Here is a 21,697-nt window from a genome sequence, read left to right on the forward strand (position 1 = left end):
GATAATTTGATCCCGACCGCGACCTAAGAATCTCATCCAGATTGTCGCAAGCGTCTCATCCTGATTGTCGCGCTATAGCTGGAGAAGCATACGGCCGTTCGCAAGGGCTGCATCCATGATGGCCGGGTCACGGTCATGCGTTCGAACTTGCGCTGGGGTTCCGACGGGTTGGAGTTCGCCTGCTGGAAAGGAGAGGTCATTCGCCTCGCCTTCATCATCGAAGCCTTCGGTCGAGAGATCGTCGCCTGGACCGATGTCCCCAATGCAGGCCTCTCCGGCTCCGACGTGTGCGACGCGATGTTGGAGGCGGTCGAGAAGCGCTTCGACGTAACCCGAGCCTCACATACTATCGAGCATCTCGGACAGTCGCTCGACCTACACAGCACGGGACACGAGATTGTTTGCTCAGGCGCTCAATCTGACACCTTGCTTCATTCCGGTCGCGAGCCGCCAGTCCAACGGTATGTCAGAGGTTTTCGTCAAAGCCCTGAAGAGGGATTTCATCAGCATATCAGCTATACCGGACGCCGAAACAGCGCTCCACCGTAATCGACGGATGGATCGAAGACTGCAACGAAATCCATCGACATTCCGCGCTCAAGATGGCCTCCCCTAGGCAGTTCATCAGGGATAAATCAAAATAGCTGAAATGTCCGATGGAACGGGGCACTCAGAAGTGGTTCGGTTTGTCTGAACAGTTTCGGGCGTTTCGTTAAGTGGATTTCCGCCGCGATTATGCCGCCACCATCATTGGTGTCAGCGCGTTGAAGTAGACCTGATCCGGCGTCTGCCGGTCAAGGGATGAATGTGGGCGTCGGCTATTGTAAAAGGTCAGATATCGACCGATGCTGACGCGGGCCTCAGACACGGTCTTGTAGGCGTGGAGATAAACCTCCTCATATTTGATCGACCGCCAGAGCCGCTCGACGAAGACATTGTCCCGCCACGCGCCCTTGCCATCCATCGAGATGGCGACTTCCGCCTTCTTCAGCACGGTGGTGAAGTCAATGGACGTGAACTGCGATCCCTGATCTGTGTTGAAGATATCCGGCTTGCCATAGCGGGCCAGCGCTTCCTCAACCGCTTCGATGCAGAAGGCCGCTTCCATCGTGATCGACAGTCGCCACGATAAAACCTTGCGGCTGAACCAGTCCACGACGGCGCAGAGATAGACAAAACCACGCGCCATGGGGATATAGGTCAGATCCATTGCCCACACCTGGTTGGGCCGGGTGACCGCCAGCTTGCGCAGGAGATAGGGATAGATTTTGTGCCCTGGCGCTGGCTTCGAGGTGTTCGGGCGGCGATAGATTGCCTCAATGCCCATCTTTTTCATCAGCGTTGCGATATGAAGCCGCCCAGTTTCCAGCCCTTCTCCTCTCAAAAGCCCTTGCAACATCCGACTTCCGGCAAAAGGGTAGTCGAGATGCAGTTCGTCGATCCGCCGGATCAAAGCCAGATCGCTGTCCGACACTGATCGTGGAGAATAGTAGACGCTGCTACGGCTGAAGCCGAGAAGCCGGGCCTGCCTTGCAACCGACAGCTTGTGCGCGCGGTCAATCATTTTTTTCCGCCCAGCAATCCCGCCTTGCCGAGCGCACCGGACAAAAAATCGTTCTCCAGCGTCAGTTCGCCGATTTTGGCATGAAGCGTTTTGACATCAACGGTTGGCCCTGTCGGTTCCGCCTTGTTCTCATCACCGAAAACGCCGGTCGCCCCCTCAAGGAGCTGGTCTTTCCACTGCTTAATCTGGTTGGCATGCACGTCGAACTGCTGGGACAATTCCACCAGTGTCTGCTCGCCTCGAATGGCGGCAAGCGCCACCTTTGCCTTGAAAGCCGGGCTGTGGTTCCGGCGTGGTCGTCTCGTCATGGTATCTCCTGTTCTCGGCATCTAAGCCGAAGTCAGGCAGAAATTCCACTTATCTCCGCTGTCCAGATTTCCCGAACCACCTCTCTCCACCATCAATATAAAGACAATAAGAAAAAGCTCAATTAGCTTGATGATGGTCAAAAAAAATGGTATAAATAATTAAATGATACTTGTATGATTAGAATATTGACTTCCATTTATTTGATACTATTTTGGAGATCACGTAACTATACGCGATTATATCTGAAGTTTATGAAATATATGGGGGGGCTAAAACAAAAATATTTAACGATGATCTCTTCATCAATTCTTGGGTCAATTTTTCAAAGCGCAGTTTTTGGGCAATAAGTATGAGCACAAATTATCAAACGTTTGTATGGGACGCCGATGCGGATCAAGTTTATGATCCTGCAGTCTATGGAAATAACCAAATTATTATTGGGCCGCATCGCGACTCGTTCGACAAAAGCAGAACAAGTTTTGAAATGCGTGGTAATTCCACGTCGTCCATTTGCCTGCTATCGGCTCGGTCGAAGATAAAGTGGATACAGAATGGAGAAGAGAATACTCCGCTTTTCCTCATCAATGAAGGAGATGTAAGATTTCGGTTGAACAGTTCTGAAGTAGAAGATTCTTTTAATGATTTTCTCGGTGAAGTTGAAATTATATATACATCAGATACGAGAATAATAATTAACGGTGGAACATTTCAAATCGCTGAATTGAAGTCATTAGTTTACAATAATAGTTCGATACCAGATGCGAGGGCTATTATCGACGTTTCTAACGGTGGTCAGTTTGATTTGAGGGCTCAACGATTTGTGCCCGGTGCTTTGACGATCAATGTCCACGACCGCGCGGCTGTACAGATTGAAGCGGAAAGCCCACACAGCAAATGCCCGATTGATTTCACCGGGGACGACAGTTCCCGTCCAAAACCAGGTTTATTCAATTTCATCTCGGACAAATATGACGGTGGATTAATCTATATCAGTGGTATGAATCCGATATATTTTGCCGCACTTAAAGACCATATCGTTGCTATAGATGGTAATCCCATTGGGGCCGATGAATTTGAGAAGAGGATAAGATATACTTATAGAGCGGACAACCCGATTGTAACAATGCAGTTGATCAGCTGAAGCCTTTCGCATTTATCGTGTTGTGCGCGATGGGAGATTTTCCGTAAGCTTGTAGAGCAGCAGTTTCGACGGCTGCAAAAGCGTTCTACGTCCCAGCCTTCACTTCCGCCACAAGCGGAGCATTGGGAGCAAGTGCATTGCTCGATGGGGCGGCTTCTGTCGATTGCGATACACAAGCCGCTTCCCCTTGAAGTTCGTGGGCGTCGATATGCATCGATGAGTTCTTTTTCCATCCGCCGTGAAAATAAAGGACCGTCGCCATCAGCAGGGTTGATACCATTGCAGCTGGAAAACTCAGCCAGAGCGCATCGGAACCAAACTGTTCACGCAGACCAATGGCGACACCGAGACGCACCGGGTACATGGATACGAAGAGAATGATGAGCGGCCAGATAACCTGGCCGTTCGCTCTTACAGTTCCGAAAAGAACCATCGATACGCCGAAGGCGATGAAACCCCAGGTCGCGATCTGCCCGATGTGCTGGCCGATCGTGATTGCCGGACTGTCCGCGCCGAGAAATATCTGCATGGCCTGTCGATCCGCGAGAAGCAGCAGCACAACCAGGGCTCCCGTCATCAGAACTGCATAAATCGCCCCTATACGCGTTATCGAACTCACGCGATCCCATTTTCCCGCACCGATATTCTGGGCAGCCATGGCGCTGACAGCGGCGCCAAGCGCCATTGCCGGCATCTGCACATAAGTCCAGAGCTGCTGCGTAGCGCCAAACGCGGCTGTCGTATCGACCCCCTCCTGATTGACCAGCCGCATCATGGTCAGCATCGAACTGGAAACCACAATCATCTGGACGCCCATTGGCAGTCCTTTGGTGAAGATCAGCCGCAGTAATTCCCGGTCCGGAACTAGAAGCCATAATTCCTCGCCGCGCAGGCGCAAAGGCAGATCACGGTAGTAGATATAATAAAGCATCGCTGCGAGGCTTATGTAATTGGCGGCAGCCGTCGCCAAGGCAGACCCTGCGATACCGAGTGCGGGCAGCGGCCCCCAGCCCAGAATGAAAAGGGGATTGAGCGCTATATCCAAAAGAACGGCCATTCCCATGAATATGAGCGGGGTCATGGCGTCGCCGCTGCCGCGCAATGCCATCATCAATGTCGTCTGCATCAGAATCGCCGGCATGGCGAGGAACGTAACTTGCAGAAACGCGCGCGCCAGCGGTTCAATTGCTTCAGGCGTTCCGAGCAGATCCAACACCTTTGGGGCGAGTAGCCAGCCGATGATGGCGACGACAATGCTAAGCGGCACGAAAGTACCAACAGTGGTGCCCGCTATTGCGCGCGCTGTCTCGACATCACGCCGCCCGAATGCCTGTCCGATCAGGATCGTCGATGCCATGCCGAAACCGAAGACAAAGGCAGTTAGCAGAAACATGACCAGGTTGCCGTTTGTCGTCGCTGCAAGTGCATTCTCGCCCAGCAACTGGCCGATCCAGATCGTATCGATCGAACCGTTGGCTGATTGCAATATGGAAGAGCCAAGCGTCGGCAACGCAAAAAGCAGCAAAGCCTGATTGATCGGGGCGGTTGTCAGGTCGATGCTTTGTTTCATGAGACCTCGTCATCGGAATGTTTTGTTGTGAAAGAATTGCCTAAATGAAACTGGATGTTCGTCCCCGTTACCGGAAACCTAAATGGTTGTACTCCGGAGTGATGTTGGCAGTTTGCACACCACACGTAAAGTCACGGAAAAGAGTATCGGATGTGACGCAAAGCGATGGTACGACCGTTTTATGCCATTCCCACTAATCAAAAGATTGCTAATATGGTCATGAAAGCATGGAGGGGCTCTATCCATGAAAGGTCTGGCAAATGAGGCATTGCAAGATGCCGATAAGAATGAGGGTGATCTACATCCTGCTCACGCGGGGTGTCAGCCATCACAACTGAACCCGGGCGATCACGCCTGTGCAGGCGAAGAGCAGCTCAATTGGCTCGTCGCAATGATCAATCACGTGCCAGATTTCATCTATGCCAAGGACCTGCAGGGTCGGTTCCTGTTTGCCAATGATGCTGTGGTTCGCAACAACGGACTATCGGACATCAGAGATCTGGTCGGACTGACCGACTTCGAAATTCATGGTGAAGCTGCGATCACTGCTCGCATTTCCGAAATCGAAAAGCAGGTCATGGAAAGCGGCCAGCCGGATCTCGGTTATGAAGAACGCGCCATGCGCGGCGGAGCTGATCGCTGGCTCATGATCTCGCGCGTGCCTTTGCGCGATAGAAGCGGCAATATTATCGGCGTCGTGGGTGTGTCTCGTGACATTTCCATCAAGAAAAGGGCTGAACGCTTCATGCAGGTTCAGGCCCGTATTCTGGAAATGACGGTAAGCGCGGTTGCCATACCGGAATTTGTCGATCAGCTGGCACATTTGCTGGAAGATATTACAGCTGGTGCTCACTGTGTTGCCATGCTTACCGGGGAAACGACTGACGAAGTCGTCATATCCGCGCCTTCGCTGCCTCAACTGGTGACCGGTTTGAGAGGTGGGCTTGAATCGATTTCGGCCGCGAGTCTCGAAGTGGTGTTGAGGACATTGCTTCCAGACAGCCAAACCATATTCTGCATCGAGATTCCGTCTGCGGACGCTGAGGGGCACGGTTTTCTAGGCTTGGTGGCCGATGTTGACGCTTCGAAAGACCTTGATCTCAGGGAGTTTTTCACTACTGCAGCGAGGCTGACCGGCATTGCCATAGACAGGCGCATTGCCGATGAGCGCATCCGCTATCTGGCCGAACACGATACGCTGACGGGACTGGCGAACAGGGCCTTCCTGGAGCGAAGGCTCGACGAGATTCTCCAACAGGCAGCTTCCCGATCTCGGAGGGTGGCTGTTGGCTTTCTCGATCTGGATCAGTTCAAACCGGTCAACGATACGCTCGGCCATGCAGCGGGAGACAAGCTCCTGCAACAGATTGCCGAACGGATTTCGGTGCTCCTGCGCGACGGTGAACTAGCCGGTCGCATGGGAGGCGATGAATTCATTCTGGTTTTGCAGGCGGATGAAGGTGATTTTTGCTCCCGGCTGGACGAGATCAGGCGGAAGATCAGCGAGCCGGTCGAACTGGACGGGGCATGTCTGGAAGTCACCTGCAGTATCGGCGTCGCCTGTTTCCCGAGACATGGCGGGGCGGCGGGGGAACTCTTGGCGGCTGCGGATGCGGCCATGTATGATGCCAAGGCGAAAGGGCGTAATGGCCTCAGTGTCTATTCCGGCGAAATGTCGCGCGGGCCCGCTACAGGCGGGAGCGGCCAGTCATAGTTGTTGCATGATGTTCAACTCAGCTTGGCTTTGACGAACACGTCATAGCGCGTGCTTTTGCCGAGTATCTGGTGGGAAGGTTTGCGCAATCCGGCCATTGGGTCGGCACGCAGGGGCCATTTCAGCACCACGCGGTTCTGCGCGGCTTCCAGCGCCACTTGCATCAGTCTTTCAGCATCCGGATCTGTGCCGACGATCTCGCGGATTTGCCGCATTTCCTTTTTGACGAGCGCACTGTTACCGCGCGGAGGGTGCATCGGGTCAACCAGCACGACCTGCGGCTTCAGATCCGGCAGGAGCAAGCTGGAATCACCCAGCAGAAGTGTCATGCGCGCGACAGTCTCGGCATAGCGACCGCCTTCTGCAGCAGCGCGCGCCAGCCCTTCGGCGAGAAGAGCGTGCATCTTTTCGGAACGCTCGATCAAAGTTACCTTTGCACCCAGCGATGCCAGCAGAAATGCGTCGCGTCCGAGCCCCGCTGTCGCATCCACGATTTCTGGCGTGGCATCGCGCGTCAGACCGGCGGCCTTGGCGAGAGCCTGTCCGCGTCCTTCGCCGGAGCGAAACCGGTGGCCGACAGCGCCTCCGACGAAATCAACGACCAGTTCCGATGTATCGATTTTCTGCGACATGGATGCTCTCAGAAGGGGCAGGGCGCGGTAAAGTTCACGGAACGACCATCGGGATGCTGGAAAGACAATTCTTCCGCGTGCAGCAGAAGGCGATCTGCAGCAGCCAGCGCTTCACCTTCGGCATAGAATTCGTCGCCAAGGATCACGTGGCCGAGCGCTTTCATATGTACACGCAGCTGGTGCGTGCGCCCTGTGAGGGGATGAAGCCGCAGACGCGTTGTGTTCTCGTCCCGATCCAGAACCCGCCAGCGGGTTTGTGCTGGTTTGCCATTTTCACGGTCGACACGATGACGCGGTTTGTTGTCGGGGTCTATGGCTAGAGGCAGGTCGATCAGCCCTTCGTCATCTTCAACAAGCCCCCAGACCACTGCAACGTAGGATTTTTGCGTCGTCCGCGCCTCAAACTGCGAGGCGATGGCAGCATGTGCCTTGCGGTTGAGCGACATCAGCACAAGGCCCGACGTGTCCTTGTCGAGACGGTTGATCATCTGGGCTTGCGGAAACTGTTCCTGAACGCGTGTTGCGAGACTGTCCGACAATGCGGGGTGACGCCCCGGTACGGATAAGAGGCCACTTGGCTTATCCAGCACGAGAAAGCCTGCATCGCGATGAAGGATCGAGAGGTAGGGTTCCAGCGGAGGGTGATAGACGGGAGCAACGGCGGATAACACAGTCATGATACGCTTCTAGCATGGTTTACGTGTCGCGGAGAAGCGGCCCTTTGTTGACAGCACGTCCGGGTCGCTCTACCGTATATAAAGATGCTCTAAAATACGTTTTTTCCCTTTTATTTTCATGGTGATACGATGATGACCCGCCGCCAAACCTTGTTGGGTGCTGCCGCTGCTGCCGTTGCTATGTCTATGCAGTCACAGAGAGGGCAGGCTGAAGGTCAATCGGCTCGTTCTGCCGGTTTTTGGTATCCGGAAGAAACAGAGCCGCATGAACGTACTTTCATGCAATGGCCGGTGAATCCGGCGGTCTATGACGATCCTGATTTTCTGGATGACATTCAGAAAACGATCGCGAAAATCGCCAACACCATTGCTGAATTCGAGCCGGTCGTGATGCTGGCGGCGGCACAGCACCACCGCGCAGTTCGCAAGCTGGTGTCGCGCAATGTGGAATTATGGGACATTCCGACCGATGATTTGTGGTGTCGCGATTCCGGTCCCTCCTTTGTCGTGGATGGCAAGGGTGGTCTCGCCGTCACGCAGTTCAACTTCAACGGTTGGGGCAACAAGCAGACCCATGGGGCAGACGGTCAGATCGCCGCGCGGATAGCCGAGCGGATGGGGGTGCAGGTTTTCGATACAGGGCTGGTGGGTGAAGCGGGCGGTGTTGAAACCGACGGCCATGGCACGCTGATCGCTCATGAAAGCACCTTCGTCAATGGCAATCGCAATCGGGGCAGCAAAGCTGAAATCGAGAAGATGCTGCTGGATACGATGGGCGCCCGCAAGATGATCTGGGCGCCCGGAATCATTGGTGCCGATATCACCGATTATCATATCGATGCGCTTGCCCGTTTTGTTAAGCCGGGACAGCTGGTAATCCAGATGGGAGATAAGATCGATCCCGACGATCCCTGGTCGGCTGCTGCCTTCGAAACGCACGACATTCTGGCCGCAGCCACCGATGCCGAGGGTCGCAAACTCGATATGGTTATTCTGCCGGAGCCTTATAATATCCGCTCGAAAAGCCACGATTTCGTGTCTTCCTATGTCAATTACTACGTTTGTAACGGCGCGGTGATAGCTGCCGAGTTCGGGGATCGTAAAGCCGATGAACGGGCTGCCGCTATTCTTGCCAAACTGTATCCCGGTCGGGAGATTGTTACATTGAATATCGATCCGGTGGGTGAGGTTGGCGGCGGTATCCATTGTGCCACCCATGAGCAACCCAAGGTCTGAACATGTGGAACTGGTTGCGGCGTAATACTGAACCGTTAGCCGCTCTGGGCGGGATTGCTACAGCCTTTGCCGCGCTCTCGGCGCTGGTTATTATTCCCTATCAGGTCGGTCAGGCCGATCTCATTCAGCGCGACCAGACAGCGCGCGAAATATATCGCGAGTTTCTGAATCTGACGGTGCAAAAGCCCGAGCTGGCCCAGGCCGACTATTGTGCGCTGAGAGGCACGACGCAGCTCACCGCCTATGGGGCATATGTCGAATATCTGCTTTATACATCTGAACAGATGATCGAAACCTCGCCTGACTGGCGTGCGCCGATGGCCGGATATTTGAATGATCACATGGAATATCTGTGCGATCCCGAGGGGCTGGGCGCACGTGATGGTGTAGCTGGTTTGCTGGCGCAGGCTGGACTGGTCTGCAAGCCCGAGAATACCTGTCAGGAAGACACACAGCCTTGAAGTGATATGGCGGAGAGGGTGGGATTCGAACCCACGGTGGAGTTACCCCCACGCCGCATTTCGAGTGCGGTACTTTCGACCACTCAGCCACCTCTCCGCATTGTGCACTACGGTAAAACGATCTATAAAAATCGCGCCGTTGAAAAGCATCTAAAGCGAATGCTAAGTGTGTAGCGGCTCATTAACGAGCCAGAGGCAATTAGACAAGACCTAATTTGCATTCCGTTGTGAAAATTCTTGACTTTTCTGCCGCTTCACACCTATAAGCACCAGACCTTAGGCGTGGGGTAATCCGCGCCTATTGTTTTGATTGCAGATTTCGGACTTTTCCGGGCTGCGATCAGGGGCCAAAAGCCCGCTCATCAACCGACTGATAAAAAGACGGCCCATCACTTCGACGCCAATGTCGTGGAAATGAGAGCCGGACCGAACAACCGAAAGGACAACAAATGTTCGCAGTCATCAAGACCGGTGGCAAGCAGTATCGCGTTGCCGCAAACGACCTCATCAAGGTCGAAAAAGTTGCTGGCGAAGCCGGTGACATCGTAGAATTCGCAGAAGTTCTGATGGTCGGCTCGACCATTGGCGCCCCGACCGTCGCCGGTGCTATTGTCACCGCCGAAGTCGTCGAACAGGGCCGTGCCCGCAAGGTCATCGCGTTCAAGAAGCGTCGTCGTCAGAATTCGAAGCGCACCCGCGGTCATCGTCAGGAACTGACGACCATCCGTATCTCGGAGATCCTCACCGACGGCGCAAAGCCTTCCAAGAAGGCCGCCGAGAAGAAGGCTCCGAAGGCAGCGCCTAAGAAGGCAGCAGCCAAGGCCGAGTCGGCTGAGTAAGTAGAGAGATTAAAGGAGAACACCAATGGCACACAAAAAAGCTGGCGGTTCCTCGCGTAACGGTCGCGATTCAGAATCCAAACGCCTTGGCGTGAAGAAGTTCGGCGGCGAAGCTGTGCTCGCCGGCAACATCATCGTGCGTCAACGCGGCACGAAGTGGCATCCGGGCGCCAATGTTGGCCTCGGCAAGGACCACACGATTTTTGCAACCACGAACGGTTCTGTATCTTTCCGTACGAAAGCCAACGGCCGCACGTACGTATCGGTAGACCCGATCGCGGAAGCAGCAGAGTAAGCCGGGCACTCTCTAAAGCACCGGCGTCCCATCGGACCCGGTGCAAATGGCAGCCTAGCCAAAAGATCGAAGGGAAGATGGGGCCACCATCTTCCCTTTTTGCATCTGGAGGAACGAAAAATGGTTGTCGAAGTTCTGGAAGAAGATTGTTACGACGCAAGCAGTAGCGAAAGAAGAGACAGTTACACCGATCTGTCGCCCGGCCAGGCTGTCGGCTTGGCGACCAGTCTGGCTGATGATCTGAGCCCCGATCTGGCTTATGAACTAGACTGTCCTGTCCTCGTCACTGAAAGGCTGGTCCTGCGCCCGCCGCATGTCGAAGACGTGGATGCGATTTCCTATCTTGCCAATAACGCCCGCGTCTCCGGTATGCTTGCCCGCATGCCGCATCCATACACGCGTGAAAATGCGGTCGATTTTGTCGAACGCGTGCGAAAAGGCGAGATGGGCAATTGCATCTACGCCATCACGCAAGCGGAAACCGGCATCTTTATGGGCTGCTGCGGCATTCATGCGCATAAGCATGGCGAGGGGCTGGAAATCGGCTACTGGCTGGGTGAGCCCTATTGGGGGCACGGCTTTGCCACCGAGGCCGCTCACGCCCTGATCGATCTGGCTTTCCGTGCAACTGCCATCGAGCGGCTGCATGTCTCGTGCCGGGCCAGCAATGGCGGCTCCCGCCGGGTGATCCACAAGTGCGGGTTCCAGTTCAGCAGCATGGGCATGGCGGATTCGCTTGCCGCAGGCAATGTGCCGGTCGAGCGCTATGTCCTTGATCGTCGCACCTGGATCGGGCTGAGAAGCTGGCAGTCGTAAACAAAAGGTCCTGCGTGCCAAACCTTGTAGGCCGCAGGACCAATAATAACGGGGAATGAAATGATGGATACTCATGCAATCGCACGCGAGAAGATCGTGGTGCGTGCGCTCGAAAAGGGCGATCTGCATCGCTATCGAGCCATAAGATTAAGCGCTTTGCAGCGTGCGCCAATGGCCTTCGGTTCGAGTTTCGAAGAAGAGAATGCCTATTCGGACAGCGTGTTCGCACGTCGTCTGGAGCAGGTGGACGGTAATGTGGTTTTCGGTGCCTTCGACGGTGAAAACCTGCTGGGAACGGCTGGCCTTTTCCGCCACGACCGCAAGTCCGAGCGCCATCGCGGCACGCTCTGGGGTGTCTATGTGGCCCCCGAAGCGCGCGGGCTGGACTTGGGCAAGGCCCTCGTCAGCAAGGTCATCGACCATGCCGCAAAGCAGGTCGTCGTTCTGGATGCCAAGGTGGTGGCCACGAATGAAGCCGCCAAGCGCGTCTATTATGCGCTTGGTTTCAAGACTTTCGGTGTCGAACCCAAGTCACTTTACGTGCAGGGCCAATATCTGGATCAGGAATTGATCTATATCGATTTCACCGATCCGGTCTGGAAAGACAAACTCGGATGAAATCTGGCCTCCTCGACTGTTTGCAGGAGGCCGCTTTTGCTGTAATTGCAACACACCACATGCGGGCACAGGCCCGCATGTAACAATATTCAGGGCGTCTGCCGCCCAAAAGCCCGCCAGAGTGTGGGCATCCAAGAAGGTTACGTTCAGATGAAGTTTCTCGATCAGGCAAAGATCTACATCCGCTCCGGCAATGGCGGTGCGGGGGCGGTTTCGTTCCGCCGCGAGAAATTTCTCGAATTCGGCGGTCCCGATGGCGGTGATGGTGGACGCGGCGGCGATGTCTGGGTGGAGGCTGTAAACGGCCTCAACACGCTGATCGACTATCGCTATCAGCAGCATTTCCGGGCCAAGACCGGCATGCATGGCATGGGCCGCAATATGACCGGCGGCAAGGGCGACGACGTTATTCTCAAGGTGCCGGTCGGCACGCAGATTTTCGAGGAAGACGACGAAACGCTGATCTGCGATATCACCGAAATCGGCCAGCGCTACCGGCTGGCCAAGGGCGGCAATGGTGGCTTCGGCAATCTGCATTTCACGACCTCGACCAATCGCGCGCCGCGCCGCGCCAATCCCGGACAGGAAGGCATCGAGCGCACCATCTGGCTGCGCCTGAAACTGATCGCCGATGCTGGTCTGGTCGGTCTGCCCAATGCCGGAAAATCCACCTTCCTTGCAAGTGTGACAGCTGCCAAGCCGAAGATTGCCGATTATCCATTCACCACGCTGCATCCCAATCTGGGCGTCGCCCGCGTGGATGGCCGCGAATTCGTCATCGCCGATATTCCGGGCTTGATCGAAGGTGCGAGTGAAGGCGTCGGTCTTGGCGACCGTTTCCTCGGCCATGTCGAGCGCACGCGCGTTCTGCTGCATCTGGTTTCGGCGCAGGAAGAAGATGTCGCCAAGGCCTATCACGTCATTCGTGGTGAGCTTGAGGCCTATGAACACGGGCTTGCCGACAAGCCGGAAATCGTTGCGCTGTCGCAGATCGATACGCTCGATCCTGAAGCGCGCAAGGCCAAGGTCAAGGCGCTGAAAAAGGCATGTGGGCGCGACCCGCTGCTGCTTTCAGCCGTCAGCCATGAAGGTCTGAACGATGCTCTGCGCCAGCTCGCAAGCGTCATCGACCAGAGCCGCGCCGCAGAGGCCGGTACGGCGGAAGCCGAAGAATAAGCGTCGGATTTTATTTGGGCACGCATCTTGTCCGAAAACCGTTTCACACTTTTCGGGATGCGCTTTGGATGCGGCGAGGGGAATGAAAGCATGCTGAAGCAACTGAAAAACTATCGCCGCATCGTTGTTAAAATCGGGTCCGCTCTTCTGGTGGATCGAGCAGCCGGTCTCAAGCGGGACTGGCTGGAAAGCCTCGGGCAGGACATTGCCGCTCTGCATCATGCAGGCGTCGAAGTGCTGGTGGTTTCTTCCGGTGCTATTGCACTTGGACGCACGGTTCTGGGGCTGCCGAAGAAGGCGCTGAAACTTGAGGAAAGTCAGGCCGCCGCCGCCGCAGGTCAGATCGCGCTCGCCAAGGCCTATGCCGATGTGCTTGGCGGTCATTCCATCCGTTCAGGCCAGATTCTCGTCACGCTGTCCGACACCGAGGAGCGCCGCCGCTATCTCAACGCGCGCGCGACCATCGAGACGCTGTTGAAGCTGAAGGCCGTGCCGGTCATCAACGAGAACGATACGGTGGCAACCACCGAAATTCGTTATGGTGACAATGATCGTCTGGCCGCACGTGTGGCGACCATGATGGGCGCGGACCTGCTTGTCCTGCTGTCGGATATTGACGGGCTTTATACGGCCCCGCCACACAAGAACCCGGACGCCGAGTTTCTGCCGCTGGTCGAAACCATCACCCCGCAGATCGAGGCCATGGCGGGAGCGGCGGCGTCGGAACTGTCGCGCGGCGGCATGAAGACGAAGCTCGACGCGGGCAAGATCGCCAATGCGGCAGGGACCGCGATGATCATCACATCGGGCACGCGTTTCGGCCCGCTTTCGGCAATCGATCGCGGTGAACGCGCGACACTGTTTGAACCGGCGCGTGCGCCGGTCAATGCCTGGAAAACCTGGATTTCCGGCAATCTTGAACCGGCTGGCCGTTTGACGGTGGATGCCGGTGCAGCCAGGGCACTGAAATCCGGCAAGTCGCTTTTGCCCGCAGGCGTCAGGGAAATCGACGGCCAGTTCGAGCGCGGCGATACGGTTGCGGTGATCAACGAGGACGGACGCGAAATCGCGCGCGGACTGATCGCTTATGATGCCGAGGATGCGCGCAAGATCGCAGGGCATAAAAGCGATGAGATCAGTGAAATTCTTGGCTATGATGCTCGCGCGGCGATGATCCATCGCAACGATCTGGTTGTGCGTGCTGCCAGCAATGCAGAAGTCGCATAGGGGAGATGGGATGCTGACCAAGGCAGAAACGGTAAACGATATTGCTGCAGTCATGGCGGAAGTGGGCCGCAAGGCGCGCGCTGCCGCAGCCCCTCTTTCCATCGCTACCACTGAACAGAAGAACAGGGCGCTGATTGCTGCCGCCGATGCGATGCTTGAAGCGCGTGGCGATATTCTTGAAGCCAACAAGCTTGATCTGGCCAATGCGGAAAAGAGCGGCATGGCAGCCTCTTTCGTTGACCGGCTGACGCTCGATGACAGCCGGATCAGTGCGATTGCCGACGGTATCCGTGCTATCGCAGCCCTGCCTGATCCGGTGGGCGAAGTGATTGCCGAATGGGATCGTCCGAACGGGCTCCATATCGAGCGTGTGCGCACGCCGCTCGGTGTGATCGGCGTCATTTATGAAAGCCGCCCCAATGTGACTGCGGATGCCGGTGCGCTGTGCCTCAAGGCAGGCAATGCCGTTATCCTGCGTGGCGGTTCGGATTCGGCGCATTCGTCGGCTGCCATTCATAAGGCGCTGGTCAGGGGGCTCGAAGCAGCCAGCCTGCCAGCCGATGCGATCCAGATCGTGCCAGTGACCGACCGTGCCGCTGTTGGCGAAATGCTGAAAGGTCTGGACGGTGCGATTGATGTGATCGTGCCGCGTGGTGGAAAAAGCCTTGTTGCGCGCGTTCAGTCGGAAGCGCGGGTGCCGGTCTTCGCGCATCTGGAAGGCATTTGCCATCTTTATATCGACAAGTCCGCCGATCTCGACATGGCCCGCAAGATTGCGGTCGATGCCAAGATGCGGCGCACCGGCATTTGCGGCGCGGCGGAAACGCTTCTGGTCGATCGTGCCGCAGCTGCGATGCATCTAGTGCCGATCCTTGAAGACTTGGCTGCCAAGGGTTGTGAAATTCGCGGGAGTGCGGACGTGCTGGCGCTCTATCCGGCAGCAAAGCCTGCAACCGAAGAGGACTGGTCGACCGAATATCTCGACGCGATCATTTCCGTTGCGCTGGTTGACGGTATTTCGGGCGCGATTGAGCACATCAACCGCTATTCCTCGCACCATACGGAAGCCGTCGTGGCTGAGGATGCGGCAGCGGTTGCGCGCTTCTTCAACGAGATCGACTCGGCCATTCTCCTGCACAATGCCTCGACGCAATTTGCCGATGGCGGCGAGTTCGGCATGGGCGCGGAAATCGGCATTGCTACCGGCAAGATGCATGCGCGTGGACCGGTCGGTGTGGAGCAGCTGACCTCGTTCAAATATCGCGTTCGCGGTGACGGTCAGATTCGTGGTTAGGTTCGAATGAAATTCGGCTTCGGGCTTTCCGCATTGAGGGAACAATATCCTGGTGTCGATGCGCATTATCTGCGCATGCCTTATGTCGAGAAGGGCATGGCGGTCGGGCTGTTTGGCGGCTCGTTCAACCCGCCGCATGGCGGGCACGCGCTGGTGGCGGAAATCGCAATCCGGCGGCTCAAGCTCGACCAGCTCTGGTGGATGGTGACGCCCGGCAATCCGCTGAAAGACAGTCGCGAACTGGCGCCGCTTGCCGACCGATTGAAACTGAGCGAGGAAATCGCATCCGATCCGCGCATCAAGGTGACGGCGCTCGAGGCAGCCTTCAACGTGCGTTATACGGCGGATACGCTGGCGCTTATCCGCGATGCCAATCCCGGCGTCCATTTCGTCTGGGTGATGGGGGCGGACAATCTTGCCTCCTTCCATCGCTGGCAGCGCTGGCGCGAGATCGCGCAGAATTTTCCGATTGCGGTTATCGACCGGCCGGGTTCGACGCTGGCCTATCTGTCGTCACGCATGGCGCAGACATTCTCCGACAGTCGCGTCGATGAACAATATGCGCCGATGCTGGCGCGTCGCACACCTCCGGCCTGGACCTTCATCCATGGACCGCGTTCGTCGCTCTCATCCAGCGCGATCCGCAAATCCCGTACATGATCTTGATGCTTTCATGACGATTTCGACAAGATATATGCAAAACGGGCGAATAAACTGAAAAAGTGAACGGTTTGGAAAAGCCGATAGTCTTGAAACAAAACAGGGACTCTGCCTATTTTAGGGAGTGTGGTGCTTATAACTGCCACACGGCGTTGTTCTGCTGAGAAAGGGAATACACTGAGAACAGCAATTGAGAAGAAGGCTCATCACGCGCCTTCAACGGTCAGGATGGACGAGTCCAATCTCGTGTCCCAGACCTTCGACGCGGCCTTGGCCAGTCTCGAAAACTCCAAGGCAGAATCCATCATCCCCATCGACATTCGCGGAAGATCAACGATCGGCGATTATATGATCGTCGCGTCGGGCCGTTCGCATCGTCATGTGACGGCGGTTGCCGACCATCTCCTGCAGGCCCTGCGTGAAGCAGGCTGCAAGGATATACGGGTCGAAGGTCTCGAGAGTGGCGACTGGGTTCTCATCGACACCGGCGACATCATCGTCCATGTCTTCCGACCGGAAGTCCGTGACTTCTACAATCTCGAGAAGATCTGGCTCGACGAGGGTTTTGACGCGTTCGACACCGAACGTGCGCCGGGATTGGTGCATTAGAGCATTTTCGAGCCAAAACTGCGAAGCGGTTTTGCGTTGGATAATGCGCGAAAAAAGAAGATTAAAGCGTGAAACGCTTTAGTTCGATGAATTGAGAGCGTCATGCGTGTGAGTGTTTTTGCCGTGGGCCGGATGAAAGCCGGCCCCGAACGGGAGCTGGTCGAGCGTTATTTCGACCGATTTTCGAAAGCTGGACCGCCATTGGGGCTTGAATTCGCCGGTGTGAGCGAAATTCCCGAAAGCCGGGGCCAGACGGCAGAGTTGCGCAAGGCCGAAGAAGCCCAGCGCATTCATGAAGCTCTCGATAATGGAGCTGCCTTGATCCTTCTCGACGAGCGCGGCAAGGCGCTCGGATCCGAAGCTTTTGCGGATCGCATCGGGCGGATGCGGGACGACGGCAAGCGCCAGCTCATCGTCGCCATTGGCGGGCCGGACGGCCACGATCCGGCATTGCGATCACGTGCCGACCTCGTTCTGGCGCTGGGCGAATTGACCTGGCCGCACCAGATCGCCCGCATCCTGATTGCCGAGCAGCTTTATCGCGCCGCCACCATTCTGGCAGGCCACCCTTATCACAGGTCCTGATATGGGGGCTGGTTGTAGACTGCGCCCCTCAGTGTGAAACTCTTGCCGCTTTCGGGAATGAGAACGGTAAGGCCATCTGCTGCTTGCCGGGTGATCTCCAGACCGGCCTTAGCAAGAGTTTCAACGATGAAGGCGCGGTCGGAACGCTTTGCCGCCACGATATGCTCGCAAATATAGGTATGGACATAGCCGCGCCCTTCGCGCCAATCCTCCGTCATCGTTTTCAGTGCTTTTGCATTCATGACGACCGGTTTATCGTGCGAAGGCCGGTTTAACCAGCGATCCGTTATCGGCGGTATTTATGGTTGATGGTTCGTTAACGGGTTCAGTCTAGTTTCGGCTCTGAATTTGGCCTTGTTTCGTCCTGATAGAACACGCATGAGTCCTGAACGCCTTTTCAAAAGACCACGATTGCTTGCTTTCATGCAGGCTGGCCTCGTTTTGGCTGGCGTGTTCGCCTGCGCGCCGTCGGTTCTTGCGCAGGAAGCCTTGCAGCAGCAGCGTGATCAGGCGGCGAGCGAATATGAGAAGCTCAGCAGCGAACTCACCGTCACCGGCGACAAGCTGAAACAGCTTGAAGACGAGGTGGCCGGGCTCAAGAAGGACCAGACGACCATCACCGCAGCGCTGATCCAGTCGGCCAAGACTGACAAGAAGCTGCAGCAGGATATTGCCGATATTGCCGACAAGCTTACCGCGCTGCGCGAGCAGGAAGATGGCATTCGCTCGTCGCTGCGCGCACGGCGCGGCGTTCTGGCGGAGGTGCTGGCCGCATTGCAGCGCATGGGGCTGAACCCGCCGCCTGCCATTCTGGTGCGGCCCGACGATGCTCTGGCTTCAGTGCGCAGCGCCGTGCTTCTTGGCGCTGTCGTGCCTGAAATGCGTGAGCAGGTGGAAGAACTGACGGGCGACCTGAAGGATATGCAGCGGGTCACTGCCTCCATCCGGCAAGAGCAGGAAAAGCTGAAGGCGACGCGCACGGTTCAGGCCGAAGAGCAGAAACGGCAATCACTTCTTCTTGAGGAGAAGAAGAAATTGCAGTCGCAATCGGAACAGGAAATCGATGCGCAGCGCAAGCGTTCGGAAGAATTGGCGGCCAAGGCAGGCAGCCTGAAAGACCTTATCGACGGGCTCGATAAGCAGATGGCGGGCGTGCGCGATGCAGCCGAATCCGCTCGCAAGGCCGAGGCGGATCGCCTTGCCGCAGCAAGGGAAAAAGCCGGAGAAGCAACGCCGAACGACAATCATCTGCGAGCCCAGATTGATTTTGCTTCGCTACAAGGCAAGCTCGCTTTGCCTGCAGCTGGCAAGACGATGCGCCGCTTCGGCGAGAAGGACGGTGTCGGCGGCAGCATGATGGGGCAGGTCGTTGAAACCTTGCCTTCTGCCACGATTACGTCACCTTCCGATGGCGTGATACTTTACGCAGGCACATTCCGTTCTTACGGGCAGCTCTTGATACTCGACGCGGGCAATGGATATCATGTCGTCATGGCTGGCATGGGTCGAATCGACGTATCGCAAGGCCAGTTTGTACTTGCGGGAGAGCCGGTCGGCGCGATGGGAGAAAAACTTCTGGCAAGTGTTGCACCGATAGAGGTGGGCAATGGTGCGCCATTGCTTTACATTGAATTTCGAAAGGATGGAAAACCCGTCGATCCCGCCCCTTGGTGGACCGAACGGCTTTCTGGAAGGACGTGAAAATGATACGTAAACTATCGCTGCTGTTCGCCGGGGCCCTTCTGGGGGCGTCAGCCATGGTGATGGTCCAGGGCGCGCCGGCTTCCACTGCTTTTGCGGCAGGGAAAGATAGCGATGTCTACAAGGAACTGGCCCTTTTTGGTGATATTTTCGAACGGGTGCGCGCGCAATATGTGACGCCGCCGGACGACAAGAAGCTGACCGAAAGCGCGATCAACGGCATGTTGACCTCGCTCGATCCCCATTCCTCCTATCTCAACCCGGAAGCCGCGCAGGACATGCGCGTGCAGACCAAGGGTGAGTTTGGCGGTCTTGGCATCGAAGTGACGATGGACAACGATCTCGTGAAGGTCATCGCGCCGATTGACGATACGCCCGCTTCCAAGGCCGGTGTGCTGGCAGGCGATCTCATCACCAAGATTGACGGGCAGGAAGTTCGCGGTCTTTCGCTGACCGATGCGGTCGACAAGATGCGCGGTGAAATCGGTTCGTCTATCGAGCTGACGATCCAGCGCCAGGGCGTCGACAAGCCGATCACGCTGAAGATCGCACGCGCTGTCATCAAGGTGAAAGCCGTTCGCTATCGCGTCGAGAACGATATCGGCTATCTGCGCGTCATCTCGTTCACCGAACAGACATCCGAAGACCTCAAGAAGGCGATCAAGGATATTCAGGACAAGATTCCGGCCGAAAAGCTCAAGGGCTTTGTGCTAGATCTTCGCCTCAATCCGGGTGGTCTGCTCGATCAGGCTGTGGCTGTTTCCGACGCCTTCCTCGACAAGGGTGAAGTCGTCTCGACCCGTGGTCGCGATCCGCAGGATGTGACCCGTTTCGATGCACGCAAGGGCGACCTGACCGACGGCAAGCCGGTCATCGTTCTCATCAATGGCGGTTCGGCCAGCGCGTCGGAAATCGTTGCCGGTGCATTGCAGGATCATCGCCGCGCCACGGTGCTCGGCACGCAGTCCTTCGGCAAGGGTTCGGTGCAGACGATCATTCCGCTTGGTGAAAACGGCTCGCTGCGTCTGACGACGGCGCTTTATTATACGCCGTCGGGCAAGTCGATTCAGGGCAAGGGCATCACGCCTGACATCAAGGTTGACCAGCCTTTGCCGCCGGAACTGAAGGGTGAGGACGTCGTTCGCGGCGAATCCGAACTCAAGGGCCACATCAAGGGCAATGCCGAGGATGACAATGGCTCCGGTTCGTCGGCTTATGTCCCGGCTGATCCGAAGGACGACATCCAGCTCAACGAAGCCTTCAAGCTCCTGCGTGGTGAGGTGGCCAATGCCGCATTCCCGCCGGATCCGAAGAAGGGTGTGTTGAACTGATCGCTCCATGCTGGATCTGAACAGCCCGTTAGGACTGGATAAGAAACCGCAAAAGCGCGGGGGCTCACGCTCCCGCGCTTTTCGTTCGTTCGTGACAGGCCTTGTCATTTTAGGCGGGCTTTGCCTTGCCGGGGGCGCGGTGTTCGCCATCTGGCAGAGCAATCAGGCAGCTTTTCGCAAAACCGAAACTGCCGCCGTGGACACGACGCAAGTCGAAGTGCCAGTCGCCAACAAGACTGAAGCCAAGCCCGTAACCGGCAATACACCGCCGCCCGGCAGTGCGCTGCGCGGGGCAAGTGGTCAGCCGGGGCCTGCCATCATCAAGGTCACACCGGACATGCCGCCCGGTATGCCAGGTGCCGCCACCGGTATGGCGGAGGGTAATGTGGTCGTGGTGCAGAACACGCATCAATCCGGACAGGATAAGCGTGTCGCCCATCTGCCGGAACAGGCGCTGGTCGAGCAAAGCCCCACCGGCCCGCTGCCGGTACGCGGGGCGGATGGTCTGCGCCCCATGGATGCCTATGCAGCCGGATGGTCCGGCGCGCGGGGCGCGCGGATTGCGCTTGTCATCGGCGGACTTGGGCTGTCACAGACCGGCAGCATGGAGGCAGTCGACAAGCTTCCGCCGGAAGTCACGCTCGGATTTGCGCCGCAGGGCAACAGTTTGCAGCGCTGGATGCAGGCGGCCCGGCAAAACGGTCACGAACTTGTGCTGCAATTGCCGATGGAGCCTTTCGACTATCCGCGCGTCAATCCCGGTCGCAATACGCTGACGGTGGATGATGGTGCCAGCAAGAACCAGGCTTCCTTGCTGTGGGCGCTGTCGCGGATGACCAATTATGCCGGTGTGATGAATTATATGGGCGCGCGTTTTACATCCGAGACGGAAGCCTTTTCGCCGGTGCTGAGCGAGATCGGAAAGCGCGGCCTGTATTATCTCGATGACGGCACCTCGGCGCGCAGTCAGGCTGACCGGATTGCAGGAAGCGATGCGGTGCCTTTCGCGGCGGCGGATATTCTGATCGATGCGGCGCAGGAGCGCGGCGCGATCCTCGACCGTCTCGATGAACTGGAGCGGACTGCGCGTGCCAATGGCAGCGCCATCGGCACCGGCTCGTCCTTTGCGGTGACCGTCGATGCAGTTGCCGAATGGGCCAATGAGGTCAAGAAGCGCGGCATTGAAATCGTGCCGGTCTCGGCGCTGGTCCGCGACCCCGAACGGCAATAATTTGCACATCA

The 21,697-nt window shown here is 56.8% G+C and carries 22 protein-coding genes, 1 tRNA gene and 1 pseudogene; 18 read left to right on the forward strand and 6 right to left on the reverse strand.

Going from position 1 to position 21,697, the window contains the following annotated elements:
- Window positions 1-111: 111 nt before the first annotated feature.
- Window positions 112-644 (forward strand): annotated as a pseudogene (locus FG152_RS19535) (DDE-type integrase/transposase/recombinase); the annotation flags it as partial.
- Between the two features lie 89 nt (window positions 645-733).
- Here the strand turns inward: FG152_RS19535 and FG152_RS19540 are convergent.
- Window positions 734-1,872, reverse strand: a protein-coding gene (locus tag FG152_RS19540) for an IS3 family transposase (protein ID WP_498988044.1) whose coding sequence is annotated in 2 segments (ribosomal slippage) — window positions 734-1,614 and window positions 1,614-1,872 — 1,140 coding nt in all. Because the reading frame shifts where the segments join, the coding sequence is not laid out codon by codon here.
- Window positions 1,873-2,222: 350 nt separating this feature from the next.
- On the opposite strand from FG152_RS19540, the gene FG152_RS19545 reads away from it, so the two are divergent.
- Window positions 2,223-3,014, forward strand: a complete 792-nt coding sequence (locus FG152_RS19545; RefSeq protein WP_010661528.1) for a hypothetical protein — start codon at window positions 2,223-2,225, stop codon at window positions 3,012-3,014.
- Between the two features lie 85 nt (window positions 3,015-3,099).
- Here FG152_RS19545 and FG152_RS19550 read toward each other — a convergent pair whose 3' ends face one another.
- Window positions 3,100-4,584, reverse strand: coding sequence for an MATE family efflux transporter (locus FG152_RS19550; protein ID WP_010661527.1), 1,485 nt, complete (start codon window positions 4,582-4,584; stop codon window positions 3,100-3,102).
- Between the two features lie 244 nt (window positions 4,585-4,828).
- Between FG152_RS19550 and FG152_RS19555 the strand changes: the two genes are divergently transcribed.
- Window positions 4,829-6,298 (forward strand): GGDEF domain-containing protein, encoded by a 1,470-nt coding sequence (locus FG152_RS19555; RefSeq protein WP_010661526.1) that lies wholly within the window; start codon window positions 4,829-4,831, stop codon window positions 6,296-6,298.
- Between the two features lie 14 nt (window positions 6,299-6,312).
- Here the strand turns inward: FG152_RS19555 and FG152_RS19560 are convergent, their stop codons facing one another.
- Both FG152_RS19560 and FG152_RS19565 read right to left on the reverse strand, forming a co-directional pair.
- Window positions 6,313-6,930: a class I SAM-dependent methyltransferase gene (locus FG152_RS19560; RefSeq protein ID WP_010661525.1), complete on the reverse strand. Its 618-nt coding sequence runs from the start codon at window positions 6,928-6,930 to the stop codon at window positions 6,313-6,315.
- A gap of 8 nt (window positions 6,931-6,938) precedes the next feature.
- Complete coding sequence (locus FG152_RS19565; RefSeq protein ID WP_036564089.1) at window positions 6,939-7,607, reverse strand: pseudouridine synthase; 669 nt, start codon at window positions 7,605-7,607, stop codon at window positions 6,939-6,941.
- A 129-nt stretch (window positions 7,608-7,736) separates the two neighbouring features.
- On the opposite strand from FG152_RS19565, the gene FG152_RS19570 reads away from it, so the two are divergent.
- A complete protein-coding gene (locus FG152_RS19570) occupies window positions 7,737-8,843 on the forward strand; it encodes an agmatine deiminase family protein (RefSeq protein WP_029376292.1) in 1,107 nt (368 codons plus the stop codon).
- A gap of 2 nt (window positions 8,844-8,845) precedes the next feature.
- A complete protein-coding gene (locus FG152_RS19575; protein WP_010661522.1) occupies window positions 8,846-9,304 on the forward strand; it encodes a hypothetical protein in 459 nt (152 codons plus the stop codon).
- A gap of 7 nt (window positions 9,305-9,311) precedes the next feature.
- Here the strand turns inward: FG152_RS19575 and FG152_RS19580 are convergent.
- Window positions 9,312-9,401, reverse strand: a tRNA-Ser gene (locus FG152_RS19580).
- Window positions 9,402-9,753: 352 nt separating this feature from the next.
- Here FG152_RS19580 and rplU point away from each other — a divergent pair.
- The 10 genes from rplU (at window position 9,754) to rlmH (ending at window position 17,423) form a co-directional block, all read left to right on the forward strand.
- Complete coding sequence (gene rplU / locus FG152_RS19585; RefSeq protein WP_010661521.1) at window positions 9,754-10,143, forward strand: 50S ribosomal protein L21; 390 nt, start codon at window positions 9,754-9,756, stop codon at window positions 10,141-10,143.
- Window positions 10,144-10,168: 25 nt separating this feature from the next.
- A complete protein-coding gene (gene rpmA / locus FG152_RS19590) occupies window positions 10,169-10,438 on the forward strand; it encodes a 50S ribosomal protein L27 (protein WP_010661520.1) in 270 nt (89 codons plus the stop codon).
- 120 nt (window positions 10,439-10,558) lie between these two features.
- Window positions 10,559-11,254, forward strand: coding sequence for a GNAT family N-acetyltransferase (locus tag FG152_RS19595; protein ID WP_010661519.1), 696 nt, complete (start codon window positions 10,559-10,561; stop codon window positions 11,252-11,254).
- A gap of 60 nt (window positions 11,255-11,314) precedes the next feature.
- On the forward strand, window positions 11,315-11,872 hold the full coding sequence (locus tag FG152_RS19600) for a GNAT family N-acetyltransferase (protein ID WP_012091221.1): 558 nt from the start codon (window positions 11,315-11,317) through the stop codon (window positions 11,870-11,872).
- A 150-nt stretch (window positions 11,873-12,022) separates the two neighbouring features.
- The gene (obgE, locus tag FG152_RS19605) at window positions 12,023-13,048 is read left to right on the forward strand and encodes a GTPase ObgE (protein ID WP_010661517.1); all 1,026 of its coding nucleotides are present in this window, start codon (window positions 12,023-12,025) and stop codon (window positions 13,046-13,048) included.
- A 90-nt stretch (window positions 13,049-13,138) separates the two neighbouring features.
- A complete protein-coding gene (gene proB / locus FG152_RS19610) occupies window positions 13,139-14,275 on the forward strand; it encodes a glutamate 5-kinase (protein ID WP_010661516.1) in 1,137 nt (378 codons plus the stop codon).
- Window positions 14,276-14,285: 10 nt separating this feature from the next.
- Complete coding sequence (locus FG152_RS19615; RefSeq protein WP_010661515.1) at window positions 14,286-15,569, forward strand: glutamate-5-semialdehyde dehydrogenase; 1,284 nt, start codon at window positions 14,286-14,288, stop codon at window positions 15,567-15,569.
- A gap of 6 nt (window positions 15,570-15,575) precedes the next feature.
- Entirely contained in the window at window positions 15,576-16,229 is a 654-nt protein-coding gene (locus FG152_RS19620; protein WP_010661514.1) for a nicotinate-nucleotide adenylyltransferase, read from the forward strand.
- A gap of 228 nt (window positions 16,230-16,457) precedes the next feature.
- Window positions 16,458-16,838: a ribosome silencing factor gene (rsfS, locus tag FG152_RS19625; protein ID WP_010661513.1), complete on the forward strand. Its 381-nt coding sequence runs from the start codon at window positions 16,458-16,460 to the stop codon at window positions 16,836-16,838.
- A gap of 102 nt (window positions 16,839-16,940) precedes the next feature.
- Complete coding sequence (rlmH, locus tag FG152_RS19630; protein WP_010661512.1) at window positions 16,941-17,423, forward strand: 23S rRNA (pseudouridine(1915)-N(3))-methyltransferase RlmH; 483 nt, start codon at window positions 16,941-16,943, stop codon at window positions 17,421-17,423.
- Here rlmH and FG152_RS19635 read toward each other — a convergent pair.
- Window positions 17,411-17,665 carry a hypothetical protein gene (locus FG152_RS19635; protein WP_010661511.1) on the reverse strand — a complete coding sequence of 85 codons (255 nt, stop codon included), beginning with the start codon at window positions 17,663-17,665 and terminating at the stop codon, window positions 17,411-17,413. The genes rlmH and FG152_RS19635 overlap by 13 nt on opposite strands.
- A 136-nt stretch (window positions 17,666-17,801) precedes the next feature.
- On the opposite strand from FG152_RS19635, the gene FG152_RS19640 reads away from it, so the two are divergent.
- The 3 genes from FG152_RS19640 to FG152_RS19650 are packed head-to-tail and all read left to right on the forward strand — an operon-like array spanning window position 17,802 to window position 21,686.
- On the forward strand, window positions 17,802-19,124 hold the full coding sequence (locus FG152_RS19640) for a murein hydrolase activator EnvC family protein (RefSeq protein WP_029376290.1): 1,323 nt from the start codon (window positions 17,802-17,804) through the stop codon (window positions 19,122-19,124).
- A 2-nt stretch (window positions 19,125-19,126) separates the two neighbouring features.
- Window positions 19,127-20,455, forward strand: a complete 1,329-nt coding sequence (locus FG152_RS19645; RefSeq protein WP_010661509.1) for a S41 family peptidase — start codon at window positions 19,127-19,129, stop codon at window positions 20,453-20,455.
- Window positions 20,456-20,462: 7 nt separating this feature from the next.
- Window positions 20,463-21,686 carry a divergent polysaccharide deacetylase family protein gene (locus tag FG152_RS19650; RefSeq protein ID WP_010661508.1) on the forward strand — a complete coding sequence of 408 codons (1,224 nt, stop codon included), beginning with the start codon at window positions 20,463-20,465 and terminating at the stop codon, window positions 21,684-21,686.
- Window positions 21,687-21,697: the final 11 nt, after the last annotated feature.

The organism is Ochrobactrum sp. XJ1 (genome assembly GCF_024701725.1).
In the GTDB taxonomy this organism is placed as follows: Bacteria; Pseudomonadota; Alphaproteobacteria; order Rhizobiales; family Rhizobiaceae; genus Brucella; species Brucella anthropi.

What these genes read in the sequence shown, in the direction of transcription:
- FG152_RS19635 (WP_010661511.1), bottom strand. Translation starts at nt 17,665, where the DNA reads ATGAATGCAAAAGCACTGAAAACGATGACGGAGGATTGGCGCGAAGGG.
- FG152_RS19575 (WP_010661522.1), top strand. Translation starts at nt 8,846, where the DNA reads ATGTGGAACTGGTTGCGGCGTAATACTGAACCGTTAGCCGCTCTGGGC.
- rplU (WP_010661521.1), top strand. Translation starts at nt 9,754, where the DNA reads ATGTTCGCAGTCATCAAGACCGGTGGCAAGCAGTATCGCGTTGCCGCA.
- proB (WP_010661516.1), top strand. Translation starts at nt 13,139, where the DNA reads ATGCTGAAGCAACTGAAAAACTATCGCCGCATCGTTGTTAAAATCGGG.
- FG152_RS19615 (WP_010661515.1), top strand. Translation starts at nt 14,286, where the DNA reads ATGCTGACCAAGGCAGAAACGGTAAACGATATTGCTGCAGTCATGGCG.
- obgE (WP_010661517.1), top strand. Translation starts at nt 12,023, where the DNA reads ATGAAGTTTCTCGATCAGGCAAAGATCTACATCCGCTCCGGCAATGGC.
- FG152_RS19620 (WP_010661514.1), top strand. Translation starts at nt 15,576, where the DNA reads ATGAAATTCGGCTTCGGGCTTTCCGCATTGAGGGAACAATATCCTGGT.
- FG152_RS19600 (WP_012091221.1), top strand. Translation starts at nt 11,315, where the DNA reads ATGATGGATACTCATGCAATCGCACGCGAGAAGATCGTGGTGCGTGCG.
- rlmH (WP_010661512.1), top strand. Translation starts at nt 16,941, where the DNA reads ATGCGTGTGAGTGTTTTTGCCGTGGGCCGGATGAAAGCCGGCCCCGAA.
- FG152_RS19555 (WP_010661526.1), top strand. Translation starts at nt 4,829, where the DNA reads ATGAAAGGTCTGGCAAATGAGGCATTGCAAGATGCCGATAAGAATGAG.
- FG152_RS19550 (WP_010661527.1), bottom strand. Translation starts at nt 4,584, where the DNA reads ATGAAACAAAGCATCGACCTGACAACCGCCCCGATCAATCAGGCTTTG.
- FG152_RS19645 (WP_010661509.1), top strand. Translation starts at nt 19,127, where the DNA reads ATGATACGTAAACTATCGCTGCTGTTCGCCGGGGCCCTTCTGGGGGCG.
- FG152_RS19570 (WP_029376292.1), top strand. Translation starts at nt 7,737, where the DNA reads ATGATGACCCGCCGCCAAACCTTGTTGGGTGCTGCCGCTGCTGCCGTT.
- rsfS (WP_010661513.1), top strand. Translation starts at nt 16,458, where the DNA reads ATGGACGAGTCCAATCTCGTGTCCCAGACCTTCGACGCGGCCTTGGCC.
- FG152_RS19595 (WP_010661519.1), top strand. Translation starts at nt 10,559, where the DNA reads ATGGTTGTCGAAGTTCTGGAAGAAGATTGTTACGACGCAAGCAGTAGC.
- FG152_RS19640 (WP_029376290.1), top strand. Translation starts at nt 17,802, where the DNA reads ATGAGTCCTGAACGCCTTTTCAAAAGACCACGATTGCTTGCTTTCATG.
- rpmA (WP_010661520.1), top strand. Translation starts at nt 10,169, where the DNA reads ATGGCACACAAAAAAGCTGGCGGTTCCTCGCGTAACGGTCGCGATTCA.
- FG152_RS19650 (WP_010661508.1), top strand. Translation starts at nt 20,463, where the DNA reads ATGCTGGATCTGAACAGCCCGTTAGGACTGGATAAGAAACCGCAAAAG.
- FG152_RS19545 (WP_010661528.1), top strand. Translation starts at nt 2,223, where the DNA reads ATGAGCACAAATTATCAAACGTTTGTATGGGACGCCGATGCGGATCAA.
- FG152_RS19565 (WP_036564089.1), bottom strand. Translation starts at nt 7,607, where the DNA reads ATGACTGTGTTATCCGCCGTTGCTCCCGTCTATCACCCTCCGCTGGAA.
- FG152_RS19560 (WP_010661525.1), bottom strand. Translation starts at nt 6,930, where the DNA reads ATGTCGCAGAAAATCGATACATCGGAACTGGTCGTTGATTTCGTCGGA.